We start from the raw sequence: 13931 nt of genomic DNA, 5'->3' as shown, positions 1-13931 counted from the left end.
CTCTTCAGTACGCGCCGAAGACCCTGTCCAGCGCGGCCTGGATAACAAACTGACTGTCACGTGCTGACGCCACCCTGCTCTTAAGCTCTGCCAAGGGAATGGCGCCCAATTGCGGAGTGTCCAGCACGTAGTCTCCGCCATCGATCTGGATGATAGGGAACAGGTCTGGCGGCAGCGCAGATGAAGAAAATCCAGCCAATGGACGCAATGGCACCACGATCCTTGTCGCCAATCCGCTAATGACATTGCTCTGCACATCGACCAGGTATGGGATATTGCGATGGTTCCGCCCCGGATTGACGTAGATGTCAAAGCGCGCCATCAGAATGCTCGCCATTCCTGCAGGGCGACCCCTTCCTCGATTACCCGGTTGTTATAGGCGTCGAGAAAGCTGGCATGCTCCTCATTCCATTGCTGTTCCCTGCGGGCCTGGATCTCTTCCCGCAAGCGCTGTTCACAGACTTGCGAAATGTTGATACCCAGACTCTTGGCTGCCTGATAGACGTCCATGGACAGGGTGATGTTAGTCGCCTTTTTGCTTGGCAGCTTGGGAAGGGATTGTGCTGGCTTCATACGGCTCCAATGCGTATCAGGCATGAGGATGTTAATGCGCATTATACGCCCACGGTCTGTTGACGCATTTGCCGGTTTCTTTTTAACAATTGCCAAGATGTTGACATTTGTGCATACGTTTCATCTGACGAATGCCTCGTAAATTGACTTGGTAATGCAATCGCATTACCATGGATGTTCATCATCAGGCGCCACGAATCATGCCTACCTTCCTTAAAGCCGAATCTACACTGACTGACCGGTATCAGACCACCGTTCCGGAAACGGTACGCCGCGCGTTGCGACTGGGGAAAAAAGACAAGATCCGGTACACGATTACTGCCAATGGCGAAGTGCTGCTCACCCGCGTGGAAGGCCCAGAGGCCGAAGACCCTGTTTTGAGCCATTTCCTGCGCTTTCTGGCTCAGGACATTGCGAACTCTCCGGAGCAACTAAAGGCGATCGATGCGCAGCTTGTCGAGCGCCTGAAGGAACTTACCGAAGGTGTTGAATTTGACATGGACACGCCGCTGCCGGAAGAAGATGAATGAGCGGAACAACGCCCATTCCACTGCGGCGTCATGGTTGGACAATCTATGCCCATCCGCTATTTCTTGCCCAACTCGAGGCACTGGTCCAGCAGGTTGAAGCGCTTAAGCAGAAGGATCCAAAAGGGTACGTAACAAAGAACCCAAGCAAACGGCTTGCGGCAATCACCAAGCTTGCGTTTGACGTTATCCCTCAAGATCCGACTCGCCCTGAATATCGGCAGGGAAGTACGCTCGGCGAAGAACACAAGCACTGGTTCCGCGTCAAATTCTTCCAGCAGTATCGCCTCTTCTTCCGGTTCCATGCTTCCAGCAAAGTGATCGTTTTTGCGTGGGTGAATGACGAGCACTCAAAGCGCGCCTATGAAGGCGGTGACGATGCGTATCGGGTCTTCCGGAAGATGCTTCAGGGCGGTCATCCTCCGGGCGATTGGGCCGAGCTACTGGCTGAAGCGACTCGCGAAGCGCAGCGATTGCAAAAGTTCGCTATCTCGAAAAGAACTTGGCAAGATTGAGCCATATCAAAGCCAGCGATATTTAGCTTCGCCCGCATTCGATTTGCTGAAGATCAACGTCGACAAATTTTACGCGTGTAACCATAGGCACCTGCGTCAACCAGACGATGGGAGCCTAAAGTGGACAATGCACTACTCAGCTTCTTCCAGCAAGACAAGGACCTGGTCACAGAAAACCGACCCTTGCGCCTGCGTCTGGCTCACCCGACGCAAATGCTGGAAGACGTGCTGCTGCCACAACGCGTCCAGGGCAACGAGTCAATCTGCGGCAGCATTGAGTACCGCATCCTGTGTGTCTCCCTCGACGCCTTCATCCCGCTGAAAGAACTGATCGCCCTTCCTGTTGCAGTCGACATCGTGACTGACCGCGGCGACCTGCGCAGCGTATGCGGCATTGTCACCGAGGCCAGCGCCGGCGACAGCGATGGCGGCCTGGCCAGCTACCAGTTGGTGCTGCGCGATGCGCTATCCATCATGGAAAAGCGCAACAACACCCGCGTCTTCCGCAACAAGAACGAAGTGGAGATCGTGCGGGTGATCCTGGACGAATGGCTGCAGACTAATCCCATCATCGGAACCTGCTTCCGCTATGAGATGGATGAATCGTTCCGCATTGACGCCTATCCGCAGCGCGAGTTCACCATGCAGTACAACGAATCCGATGCCGCCTTCATTCGCCGCCTGCTCAAACGACGTGGCATCGCATGGTACTTCCGCGCCGACCAATCGGATTGCCCATCGCACACGATGGTCTTGTTCGACAACGCTGATACGCTGCCGCCAAACGCCGCAGGCATTGTGCGCTACCACCGCGACGCCGCAACCGAAGAGCGCGACACGATTACATCGTGGTGCGCTGTTCGCACCCTGCAGCCGGGAAGCGTGTCGCGCTTCAGCTGGAACTACAAGAATCCGCAAGATTCGGAATTCATGACCACGAGGCTCGACGGCCGGGTGGACCAAGGACCAAACGGCAACGAGATGTCCGCAACGCTGGATGACTACCTCGTTCTTTCGCCGCATGCGGGCGATGACCATGATGACCTTTGCCAGCTTGGCCAGCTGGCCATGAACCGCCATGACCTTGAATCAAAATGCTTTCACGGTGAAGGCAGCGTGCGTGACTTCTGTGTTGGCGAACACTTTGAACTCGAGGGACATCCAGAAATTGACGTACACGCTATCGGAGAACGCGAGTTCGTCATCAGCGCGCTGCAAGTGGACGTATCAAACAACCTTTCCAAAGACCTTGCTGCGCGGGTCGAACATTTGTTTTTTCGTAGCCGATGGATGCCAGGCGCAAACATCGAGTTATCGCCAATGCGCGTGAAAGTGGGCTTCACTGCTGTTCGCCGCGGTATTCCTATTGTCCCCGCCTACGACGCGCAAGTGGACATGCCCAACGTCCCTATGCAAAGCGGTATTGTCGTTGGACCAGATGGCGAGGAAGTGCATTGCGACGAGTTGGGCCGCGTGAAAGTCCACTTTCGTACTACGCGAACGAAAGACCACGAGCACGCACAAGGTGCTGGTGCAGCCGAAAGAGACTACGACTCTGCCTGGGTGCGGGTTGCCAGTAGCTGGGCAGGTAATGGGCCGGGAAGCACAAATCAATGCGGCAGCTTGCAGCTTCCACGTGTAGGCAGCGAAGTGCTGGTTGCATTCCTTGGGGGCGACCCAGATAAGCCTGTTCTCGTCGCCCAAACTTACAACCAGGTAGGGCAACCTCCTGCACTAAGCCGAGGAGGCGGACTGCCGGGGAGCCGCTATCTGTCCGGTATTCGAAGCCGGGAAATCGGGGCCGGTCGATCGAACCAGCTTCGATTCGACGATACGACGGGCGAAATAGGTGTGCAACTGGCGAGCGACCATGGACAAGCGCAACTCAACCTGGGGTACCTGACCACGGATCGTGAAAGCGGCGCAGGCAGGCCGCGTGGCGAGGGAGCCGAGCTTCGGAGTGAACTAAGTACTGTAATCCGAGGAATGGAAGGTGTGCTGATCACAAGCGAAGTCAATGGAGGTGACGAGAGCAAGATGCTGCAACGTTCTGGATTCATGGAACTCGTAACCGGGACCAGGCGCATAGCGGAGCAGCTATCTAAGCTGGCCAAGCAGTACGCGAATGAAGAAGATGCATGCAGCGAATTGCAGCAGTTGGAAGACTCGCTTGCCCAGTGGGATAGACAAGGATCACAACTCACAGCCATCCATGGCCCGTCTGGCGTGGCGACGACCAGCGGCGGACCAATGGTGATCGGTGCAGCGACAGATGTGGACATATGCAGCAACACCACAACGCGACTTTCATCGGCAGGAACCACCTATCTTCGGTCTGCCCAAGGTATTCGGCTTTTTTCCAATCGGGGCGGAGCCAAGGTGGTCGCCGCGATGGGAAAGGTTGAATTGAGATCCAATCTCGACGAGGTCGAAATTGTCGCAAGAAAGGTCGTCGAGATAATCAGCACTGCTGACTGGATCAATTTGAAGGCAAAGCAAGGAATCAGATTGCACGGGGGCGGAAGTGAGCTTGTATTGAATTCGGATGGGATCAAAGGTTACACGTCGGGGAAAAGCGAAATGCATGCCGCCGACCATCAAACGATGAACGGAGAGTCTATGACGGCTGACTTTCCTGGCGCGAGTGCTTGCGAGCAGCAGGCGGGAAGCGCCGCACAATCCGGGCATGCATCCTATTCTTTGAGTGGGGGCTAACGATGAAACTTTATGAAGGGGAATGGCCGAAGCTTCCGACGCAGGGATTTGTACTGCTCGAGCCATCCAACCGGCCACACTTCATTGATGATGGGTGCCTCATTGGAAAGCCCTGTGTCCCCTTCGGCATGGAAAAGATCGAACACTTGATGCCCCGGCTGATTGACCTTCAGACGATCTCAGAGGCCGATGGAGAATTGCTACTGGATCTCTGCGCTACCGAACTTGCGCAAACCAGGCCCCCTTACGTTAACGCTTGGATATCGAGCGAACGGAGCGGGGAGGATCTTGCTGCGCTGGTGGCCGCACCTCTTGTCGGGTCTTCTGGAGGTCTTCGGATGATCTGGCGATACTACGATCCGCGGGTGCTGTCTTTAGCATTCAACGTTTTGGCATCCACACAGTACGAAGCACTTTTTCATGGCATTCAACGTTGGGTAATGCCGTGGTCTGGGCACTGGTGGAAAACCGATGGAACTCAAGATCGTTCACGCAGTTTTGACAGAGCAGATCAGGCGTGGCCAACACCTGACCAGTGGGCGACGTTCTCAAGCAGCGAGCTCATACGTCGCGTCCATCGGGAGATTTGCGCGAGGAGAGTTCTTGAGCCAAAAGACCTTCCAGCCATGCAGCAAGCCATTGTCATCGGCATGAGAGAAGCAGCAACAAGGTTCAGGTTGGGCGAGCCAGTACAGCAAGCTGAATATGCTCGATTGCTGGTTCTGTTCGGGGAAGCGTTCAAGCATCACCGCTTGCTCGATGGTCCGCGCGAGAAGCTGGCCAATGGACAGATGAACTGGCCGGAGTTTCGAGCGCTGGTTGATGAGGATGAGCTGAAGCGCCTGACGCACTAGGTCCACTACTCACTGCCTATACGAGGTAACCCATGGCCAAAAAGACTTGTAGCTATTGTGACCGCAAGGGCATATTGATTTACCCCGTGCGCTACGCCGTCGCCTGTCCGGCTGGCGCATCGGGCGTACCAGGGTTATCAGGAACGTTTCGGGTCGAAGGCGGCCCTCAAGACATCAGTCCAGCCAAATACACACTGCGAAGCCTCCGATCAGGATATTTCTACGTCTATGATGAGAAGAGGGGGCGGTTAAAAATGTATGTGGTCCTGCCGAATGGCTCGCTGTCGCCGGTCGACGAAGACTTTGACCCCGTGCTGCAACCTACGGATGGTTCTCAAGCATGCCTCCCCTCGATACGAACGGTAGTTTCTGCGTGCTGCTCGATTGATCATTCCGAGTCCGAACCCGCAGGCCGCATCTGGTTGGGCTGGTCCAATATCTTCTGGCCGGGGCGGCTAAAAGCCATCGCCGGGGACGCTTCCTGGCGCAAGGGACACATGAAATGTGTCGACGTTCCTTCAATGTTAAAGGGGGATGTTGCACACGCGGGCAAGTTCCCTGCAGCGGCAAACAGCATTCCGCACTTTGCCGTAAATGCCAAGAGATTGAAGGGCGCTTTCGGATTCAGCGGCGCGCCGACCAATGCAGAGGAGACCCGGCATGTTATGCGCAAGCACTTCGAAAAAATTCTTGGCGAGAGCAGCTTCGCCGGGGACGCATTCGTAGTTGCGCTGGACGACCCAGTAGGCATGGCGAACGATTTTAGTGAGCTGACTTTACCAATCGCGTCGGCCGGCTTCGATGAAACTGCCCACCGTGGTGCTATCTGCTTGAATTTGCTCGACTCGCTGGAGTCGGGTGTGCGTAGTGACGCGCGGAGCAAGGCCGAGGAAAAGCATGTCACAGGTGTGCAGCCGAAGGTGGAAATGATGGTTGTTCGTGGCGGTGCCCTGCCTAAGCCTGAGCGGCGTGTTTTCCACCCCAATGATGCTGAGCGCGAGAAAGCCATCCAAGTGGAAGAAGATGGCGCGTGGGAGGGGCTGATCGTAGATGGAAAGCCTTTACTGGATTCGGCTCGAATGAAGGAGTTCTCTTCAAAATACGCCACTGCACTGAAGAACTTCGAATCAAGGGCCGCGCGGATGGCCGAGTTGCATTGCGCATGGCTGGTGTCTGACCAGTTGCTTAACTGGATGCAGGCTGTGCACGACGACGAAGATATTCGAAGCGGCTTTGCGTATCGCGAATCCCTTGCCCAATGCATCGGGCACGGCGCCAATACCACGCAGTGCAAGAAACTCTTGCACGCATGGCTCAGTGCAGAAAGCGTCAAGGACAGCAAGAACTTGCTAGGGAAAGCATTGCTGTTTAATCAGGCCGAGCTGATAAATGCCGCCACGCCTCATCTTAAGAGCAGCGACTTCCCGACAGAGGGAATTCTTAATCTCTATAAGAGGGCAATTGAAAAGGTATCGAAGACCGAAGAGGGAAAACTGGTCGAGAGCCTTATTCTGACAGTTGCCAATGTGTTGATAGAGGCGGTGCAAACCTCAACCTCCTATGTGGCTCGAAATCTGGTGATGGCAGGACTTAGTCTTACCGGTCGCGTAGTTATTGTGGCGACGAAAAAAACCAAGCGAGAATTATGGGACTGGATCACTCTGTCTGTGCGCAATGCCTCAAAGCCCTTGTGGCAAACCAGGCAGCAAGCAAGAGCGGCAGCGTTCGATGCAGCAAAGACCGGAGTCAAGCTTCGAAATGAAGCATCAACGCTTTGCATACTTGAACTTGATATGAAGTCTATTGCCCAAGACGGAGCGATTTACGCCGATAGCGTTCGCCAGGTGAAAATCCCCGGACTAGAGCAAGGAAAGAAGTGGCTTGGATCTTCCGCACCACGTGAGTTCAGGCTTGGAATAGTGACGTCTATAGTCCAACTGATTGCGCTCGGCTTCGCTTTCAAAGATCTGAATGACAACAACCGCTACAACGAGTTCGAAACAAGAGTCAAGGCCGGGAGCGCCACTGTCAGCATAATTGCGACGGTAACTGAATCTGTCGCAATGACTGCGCAGAAATCTGCGACACACCCACTCTCGCTGTACCTGCTTGAGCATTGGAAGATCACTCAGGCTACGTGGGGAAAAATCGGTGGCGTTGCTCGAGTAATAGGGGGAATCGCAGGGTTAGTTGGAGCCCTTTTCGATTTTCAAAAAGCGTGGATTGCTTGGCAAAGCAAGCGCACTGGAACAACCGCCACTTATGTTTCGTCCGGTGTCGCTGGTTTGGCCCTTACCTGGGCGGCTTGCGGTGCAGTTCCGGCGCTGTGGTTTCCACTGTTGGCAGCGGTGGTATTTGCTCTCTTCTTGCCATATCTAAATCGTGCAGAGCTACAAACGTGGGTAAGTCGATGCTTCTTTGGTACGGAGAGTGATAGGTATCTTTCGGGTGAGGAAGAAGTGAAATCGTTCAATGAAGCGGTCGGAGGCTAGGATGGATGAGCGGATTTTCTCCAACAAGTGCGAGCAGCCAGTTCCTGAATGGGATAGCAAACATCGACTGCCTATTGATGGGAAGGTTGGGCCGATGATTGCTGACGATGGGACGATTTTCCGTATCAATTCGACTTATATGGATGTAAGCGACCAGCCATTTTGTTCGAGGCAGTGGATAGGTGCAGCTACGCTCGTGGCCTTGTTTGGCTGTATAGTTGGGTTATTCTTCTCGATGCTTCCGTACTTGGATGACCGGCTTGGGCCGCAGCATATAGGCGGTTCGCTTACTCTTCTTTCCGTGTCTGTGCCAATGATGCTCGGGTTCGGTTATCTCACATTTTATACCGGACGTGACGAGTTCTTTTCGCTTACACGTCGCACGATTCGCTTCCATAGAAGAGAGAAAAAGATTTTTCTCATTCGCCGCCGCCGCTTCTTTGAAAAGCCCGGCGAGGGTGATATTTGTTGGGAAGTTCCTTGGTCTGACAGAACCGTCTTTTGTGTTAACAAAGGAAAGAAGATGGGGTTAAATAATTACCAGATCGTAGGCTATGTACTCGATGAAACAGGTTTAATTAAACGTAATTTCGCCATAGGCAAAGAATGGCTTGAATCCACCGGTCTGGAGTACTTACTGGCGCAGTGGAACTACTACTGCGCATACATGAATGATGGTCCGGGCTCCTTGCCTTCCCCAATGCTCTATTTGTCCGAGAAAGAGGACATTCGCGAGTCCTTTTTGCATTGCGTTTACGAGATCGATCATTCAGCCGGGATTGTCTTTCGAGTCCTCTTCATGCCCGCATTCTTGGGGCTAACGTTCTTCCGCCTACTTTCATTGTCAACGTGCCGTCCGCCAATCTGGCCGGATGAAGTGGAACGTCTTTGTTCTTTGGACGCTAAAGACATTTACGCGCAACCAACGGGATCCACTCCGATAGGATGGGCAGCGACTGTGCATGCCAAGCATAGAAATGAGTACCCGCACTTTCCCCGGCTGGAGATCGCCGATTGGTGCGGACAAGGCGAATCAAGAAATGCAGAACTTTGGGCGGGAAATGAATCGCCATTGAACATTGAGGCACCCTATCCGGCGAGGGCAGTATGAAAGACAGTAAAGGCTGCGGCATCATTCGCTTGGACGATCAGACGCCACAGGCATAGGGTGTCCCAGGATTATCGGGAACGTTTCGGGTGGAAGGCGGCCCTCAAGACCTCAGTCCAACCGAATACACACTGCGAAGTTTTGGCTGCAGTTGCGTTTGCCGTGCTATTGCCCTATTTGAGCCAAGCAGAAATTCATACATGGCTGAGCTGTTGTCACTTTGGAGCTGACCAGGACAGGTACATATCAAATGAAGAAGAGTTGAAAGCATTTAACGACTCAGTCGGGGGCTGAAATGGATGAACGAGTTTTTCCGCAAAAGCGTGGTTACCCGATTCCCGAGTGGAATATGAATCATCGGCTTCCGCTTGATATTAAAGTCGGCCCGTTATGTGCGGATGACGGAACAGTGTTTCGAATTAACTCGAAATATATGGATGTCTGTGATCAGCCATTCTGTTCCAGGCAATGGGCTGTTGGCGGCTTCTTCATCGCACTGATGGGTACGGGAGCTGCTTTCTTCTTCTCGATGACTCCCGTCCTACAGAACTGGCTCGCATCCGGTGACATCTCCGGTTCGATCCAGATATTTGCAATTTTTCTACCAGCGGCACTTGGATTCGGATATCTGACATTTCATGTTGGGCGAGATGAGTTCTTTTCACTCACACGTCGCACGATTCGCTTCCATCGACAGGAGAAAAAGTTGTTCCTGATTCGCCGTCGCCGCTTCTTAGCAAAGCCTGGTGCAGGTGACATCTGTTGGGAAGTTCCTTGGTCTGACAGGACGATTTTTTGCGTTCACAAGGGGAAGATGAACGGCTTCAACAATTATCAGATCATGGGTTACGTACTCGACGAAGCAGGTTTGGTAGAACGCGCGTTTGCCATTGGTAAGGACTGGCTTGGCGATTTGGGACTGGAGTACCTATTAGCACAGTGGAACTACTACTGCACCTATATGAACGATGGTCCTGAAAACCTGCCTTCGCCAATGCTCTACTTGTCAGAGAAGGAAGACATCCGCGAGTCTTTTCTGCATTGCGTATATGAGATCGATCACTCCGCTGGCATTGTTTTCCGAACCATTTTTATGCCAGCCTTCCTGGGGCTAACATTTTTTCGCATACTTTCACTGTCAACGTGCCGTGCGCCAATCTGGCCGGCCAATGTGGAGCGCCTCTGTTCCCTGGACGCTGGCGAAATTCATGCGCAGCCAACAGGAACAACGCCAATCGGATGGGCTGCAACGGTGCATGCCAAACGTCGAAACGAATACCCCCATTTCCCGAGAATGGAAATCATTGGTTGGTCTGGAAAAAGCGAATCAAGAAATGCAGAACTCTGGGCCGAGGATACTTCTCCGCTGAACTATGAAGCATCCTATCGTTGTGGGGCGATATGAAAGACAGCAAAGGCCGCGGCATCATTCGCTTGGGCGATCAGACTTCACACGGTGGAAAAGTCATTAGTGCCACAAGCGATTTCAAGGTGCTGGGGAAACCAGTAGCCGTTGACGGCGACATGACGTTCTGCCCTCAGTGTAAGGGTACCTTCCCCATCAAGGTAAGCCACAGCGAGCGAACCCATAATGGCAAGGAAGTTGCCTATGATGGGCACCGGACAGGCTGTGGCGCAAAGCTTGTCTCGTCAATTTGAATGGGGCTCTGATGCCGACCATGTTCATTGCGCGAGTGAGCCCTTTTAGAGTTTGATATACAAACCGCAGTTCTTTGGCTGTGCTTTGTGCTGAGCGAAGGTCTGGGAAGAAAGCTAACTTCAAAGGGTAAGTCGAAACATGGAATCAGGGCATAGCAGGCATTACGGGCCAGCGCACCGTAACGTTTCCACCCTCCATCACAACGATATCGCCAAATTGCTGTAGCACCGACTCGCTTTGCCGCGGCCGCAAGAACACAAAATCATCGACCTGCAATTGCTGTGTGCCAGACCCCAGCAAAGCCTGCTGGTTCGACGAATTCCCGTACAGGCCACTAGGTGCCAGGCCTTCCGGTGACACTGGATCAGCCATCCAGTTGCCGCCGTAGACGAAGTAGACCCGTTCCTGGTTCACATCCCAAGTCCGCGCCGCATCGCCCAGCGCCTCCACACCGCGCGGCATCTGGAAATGCCGCCCAGCCTTCAGCACCGGCGTAGCGATGAATGCCGCAGGTGCCAAGTCCTTCAACAAATCCGCATCGAAGTCACTCGGCTTGACCAGCGCCGACCCCAGCGCAACTTCGTTCGCCGCGCCGCTGCTGTCGTGCATGCGATAAGTAGGTGAGCCACCAGCATTGAACACCAGCCCTTCCAGGCTGCCATTGGGCCGCATTGCTTGCGTCGCCATCCCTGCGTAGTCACGATAGATTTCCTTGGCGTGCGTGAGTGCCTTCTCGCGCAGGCTCGCCAATGGCAGCTTGGACACGTGCGCGTCGTAGCCCATCATCCCACTCCACTGCAAGCGCGGTTCCTCCTTGAGGATTGCCAGCATCTGTTGCAGCACCTGTACGCTATCGACACCACCGCGATGCAGCCCTACATCAATCTCCAGGCTTACGCGCATATCGAGTTGCTGTGCCTTCGCCAGATCGCGATACTGTGCCAGGCGCTCCGGCGTATCCGCCAACCACTGCAACTGTTTCCGAGGATTGAACTGCCCACCTTGGAAGCTGCGATAGAACTCCGCCGCCGCGGCTGCTGGTAAAGGCTTGCCTAACAACAGATCCACATCGCCACGCTGCGCAGCAAGCTGCTGCAGGTAGGGCAGGTTGAACACCATTAGCCGGCGCGTTTGCATGGTTTGCATCAGCAAGTCCAGCAAGGGCAGGCAGGGTAGGGACTTTGCCACCAGCCGCAAAGGCAAGCGCCCATCCACATTGCGCATGACCTGGCGCGCGTTGGCCAGCAGGCGATCGCGGTCGATCACCATGGTGGGTGTGGCGATACCCGCCGCACGCAAAGCCTTCGACGTTCGCGAAAAGTACTCTGCATGCGGTGCCCCTTTGTCGCGCGGACGAACGGCCAGCGCCGCAGCACCAACCAGCCCGGCACCAATGGCAGTGAGTACGGCACGACGTTTCAGCGCCACCATCATGCCACCCCGAACATGGAACGCAGATGCGGATTCAGCATGCGCCCTTGCGGGTCCATCTGCTGACGCAGCGCCAGGAAGTCCTTCCAGCGCGGATATAGCGTTGCCAACTCCTTCGCCGTGAGGTTATGCAGCTTGCCCCAATGCGGCCGGCCGCCATGCTTGCGGAAGATCGGCCCCAGTTCGGTCACCAGGTAATCATGCGCCTCGCCATGCGCTGCGTGCACGGCGATGGAGCAGCTATCGCGCATGTGGAAAGGACTGAGCCAGGCATCATCTGCCTTCACGAAGCGGAACTCCATGGGGAAGTAGACTTCGTTGCGCTTCTCCAGCGCCGCGATGATCTCCTTAACGCAGGCAATGCCCGCCTCGCGCGGCACGTGGTATTCCGTTTCGTTGAAGCGCGTTGGCCGCACTGTGGAAAGCAGTTTCCACGAGCGGTTCTTCGCTTCCTCCGTGAGGTCTTCATCGATCAACTTGCCCGCCGCCCAGCGCCGCATGTCCGGGAACTTGCCCAGCCAGTCGCGCAGCTTGCGCAAGTCGCTTAGCATTTCCTCGTCTTGCGAATGCGGCACCAGCACATCGCTGCCCTGATAGTCATCATGCGCAATGCCTGCCGCATAACCGGTGAAGGGCAGGTAGTAGAACTCAAAGTGCCTATGCTTGCGCGCCAGCTCGGCGGCCTGTTCCATCATTTGACCCACAGGGCGTAGCCAAACCTTGCGGTGCAGGCTGAAGGAGGGCACCACCCGCACGGTCGCCTGCGTAATCACACCCAGGCTGCCGAGGGAGACGCGAGCTGCGGCCATTTGCTCCGGATGACGCTCCTGGTCCCACTCTACCACCTCGCCCTGCGGCGTAACCAGGCGCAGCGACATTACATCCGCATGCATGGCCTGCAGGTTCGCGCCCGTGCCGTGCGTGCCTGTACTGATTGCGCCCGCCAGCGACTGCATGTCGATATCCGGCAGGTTGCGCAAGGCCAAACCAACGCCATCCAGCTGGCGCGAAATTGCAGCCAGGCGCGTGCCGGCGCGTAGCGTGGCCGTCATGGCGGCCTTGTCATGCGACAGCACACCGGACAAGCGTTCCAGCGAAACGATCGTGCCGTTGGTGGGCACCAGGGGAGTGAAGGAATGGCCGGCACCAACGCAGCGCACCGTACCGCCGGCATTGCGCAGCAAGTCGGCCAGCGCCTGTTCGTCGGCAGGAGTGGCCAGCGCCTGCGCCTGGCATTGCTGCACTTCCGACCAGTTCTTCCAGCGGAAGGGGCTAGGTAGTGCCAGCTCAGCTTGGGCGCGACCGGCGAGCAAGCCAGCCGCCGCAGCCATGGCGCCGGCTTTCAGGAAAAGGCGTCGCTGTTTCATGTTCCGCTCCTTGCCATAAAGAGCGTCAACGCGCGTAAGTCGCCTGCGCTGCAGTCATTGCATTGGCCCATGGCAGGCATGGCGTTAAAGCCATCGCTCGCATGCTGGACTAGTTGATTGATGCCTTTGTCAAGGCGCGGCTTCCAGTGCGGCGCAAAGCCCGCCAGCGGCGCTCCGCTGCCGTTCCGCGCATGGCACACGGCGCAAGAGCGCTCGTAGCGCTCCGCCAGTCGCGCATCGACTGGCCGGGAAGTCTCGGCCCATTGCAGGTCGGCCGTAGCCGGTTCCTGTTTGGCGGCAGAGCAGGCACTGAGGCCCGCCAGCACCATCACCACGCCCAACAACGCTCGCATCGACTCCCCTTCTTCAAGTGGAACAACGTCGAATGAGGATAACGACGAACTTTAGAAAAAACAACGTTTTTCTGTTTCAAAGTGAACAGAATGCCAAAATTTAACGCCCGTTAACCAAGGGCTGTGCTGGCCAGCGCCTTAATCCATGAAGACAATTTCCCGCGTGTAGGCCTGATAAAGTTTTGGCTCATTGATTTTGTTTTTTAGTCCGGTCTGAATAAATCGTTATTCAGCAATGCCTGGGCTGGAGTCGGCGCCAAGTCCACGCCACCGGAATCGGCGGCGGCATTGCCTGGGCTGCGATCAAGGCCAAAAGAAGCCGCAGCTTCCGCAGGA

At 55.3% G+C, this 13931-nt stretch carries 13 protein-coding genes; 8 read left to right on the top strand and 5 right to left on the bottom strand.

Annotated elements, in window-relative coordinates:
• Nucleotides 1–4 precede the first annotated feature (4 nt).
• Nucleotides 5–337, bottom strand: coding sequence for a CcdB family protein (locus ASD07_RS28165; protein WP_200953871.1), 333 nt, complete (start codon nucleotides 335–337; stop codon nucleotides 5–7).
• Entirely contained in the window at nucleotides 322–573 is a 252-nt protein-coding gene (locus tag ASD07_RS28160; RefSeq protein ID WP_055939555.1) for a type II toxin-antitoxin system CcdA family antitoxin, read from the bottom strand. The genes ASD07_RS28165 and ASD07_RS28160 overlap by 16 nt, the downstream gene beginning before the upstream one ends.
• Nucleotides 574–773: 200 nt before the next feature.
• Here ASD07_RS28160 and ASD07_RS28155 point away from each other — a divergent pair, with 200 nt between their 5' ends.
• From ASD07_RS28155 to ASD07_RS28120, 8 genes are all read left to right on the top strand, one after another.
• The gene (locus ASD07_RS28155) at nucleotides 774–1103 is read left to right on the top strand and encodes a type II toxin-antitoxin system PrlF family antitoxin (RefSeq protein ID WP_055939552.1); all 330 of its coding nucleotides are present in this window, start codon (nucleotides 774–776) and stop codon (nucleotides 1101–1103) included.
• A complete protein-coding gene (locus ASD07_RS28150) occupies nucleotides 1100–1615 on the top strand; it encodes a type II toxin-antitoxin system YhaV family toxin (RefSeq protein WP_055938648.1) in 516 nt (171 codons plus the stop codon). Before ASD07_RS28155 ends, ASD07_RS28150 begins: the two co-directional genes overlap by 4 nt.
• 120 nt (nucleotides 1616–1735) lie before the next feature.
• Nucleotides 1736–4330 carry a type VI secretion system Vgr family protein gene (locus ASD07_RS28145; protein WP_055938645.1) on the top strand — a complete coding sequence of 865 codons (2595 nt, stop codon included), beginning with the start codon at nucleotides 1736–1738 and terminating at the stop codon, nucleotides 4328–4330.
• 2 nt (nucleotides 4331–4332) lie between these two features.
• Nucleotides 4333–5184 carry a hypothetical protein gene (locus ASD07_RS28140; protein ID WP_055938642.1) on the top strand — a complete coding sequence of 284 codons (852 nt, stop codon included), beginning with the start codon at nucleotides 4333–4335 and terminating at the stop codon, nucleotides 5182–5184.
• Between the two features lie 32 nt (nucleotides 5185–5216).
• Nucleotides 5217–7676, top strand: coding sequence for a T6SS effector BTH_I2691 family protein (locus ASD07_RS28135; protein WP_156398215.1), 2460 nt, complete (start codon nucleotides 5217–5219; stop codon nucleotides 7674–7676).
• 1 nt (nucleotide 7677) lies between these two features.
• On the top strand, nucleotides 7678–8787 hold the full coding sequence (locus tag ASD07_RS28130) for a DUF6708 domain-containing protein (protein ID WP_055939550.1): 1110 nt from the start codon (nucleotides 7678–7680) through the stop codon (nucleotides 8785–8787).
• Nucleotides 8788–9079: 292 nt separating this feature from the next.
• A complete protein-coding gene (locus ASD07_RS28125) occupies nucleotides 9080–10189 on the top strand; it encodes a DUF6708 domain-containing protein (RefSeq protein ID WP_082507614.1) in 1110 nt (369 codons plus the stop codon).
• A complete protein-coding gene (locus ASD07_RS28120; RefSeq protein ID WP_055938633.1) occupies nucleotides 10186–10443 on the top strand; it encodes a PAAR domain-containing protein in 258 nt (85 codons plus the stop codon). Before ASD07_RS28125 ends, ASD07_RS28120 begins: the two co-directional genes overlap by 4 nt.
• Before the next feature lie 145 nt (nucleotides 10444–10588).
• Here the strand turns inward: ASD07_RS28120 and ASD07_RS28115 are convergent, their stop codons facing one another.
• From ASD07_RS28115 to ASD07_RS28105, 3 genes are read right to left on the bottom strand one after another with little or no spacing between them, the layout of a single operon-like run.
• On the bottom strand, nucleotides 10589–11878 hold the full coding sequence (locus tag ASD07_RS28115; protein WP_229207320.1) for an alanine racemase: 1290 nt from the start codon (nucleotides 11876–11878) through the stop codon (nucleotides 10589–10591).
• Nucleotides 11875–13242 carry a D-arabinono-1,4-lactone oxidase gene (locus ASD07_RS28110; protein ID WP_055938630.1) on the bottom strand — a complete coding sequence of 456 codons (1368 nt, stop codon included), beginning with the start codon at nucleotides 13240–13242 and terminating at the stop codon, nucleotides 11875–11877. The genes ASD07_RS28115 and ASD07_RS28110 overlap by 4 nt, the downstream gene beginning before the upstream one ends.
• Complete coding sequence (locus ASD07_RS28105) at nucleotides 13239–13595, bottom strand: cytochrome c5 family protein (RefSeq protein ID WP_200953870.1); 357 nt, start codon at nucleotides 13593–13595, stop codon at nucleotides 13239–13241. The genes ASD07_RS28110 and ASD07_RS28105 overlap by 4 nt, the downstream gene beginning before the upstream one ends.
• Between the last annotated feature and the right edge of the window lie 336 nt (nucleotides 13596–13931).

This window comes from Duganella sp. Root336D2 (assembly GCF_001425005.1).
Classification (GTDB): Bacteria; Pseudomonadota; Gammaproteobacteria; order Burkholderiales; family Burkholderiaceae_D; genus Rugamonas.
Note: the sequence above shows the minus strand (reverse complement) of the source record. Positions and strands in the feature narration are given on the sequence as shown.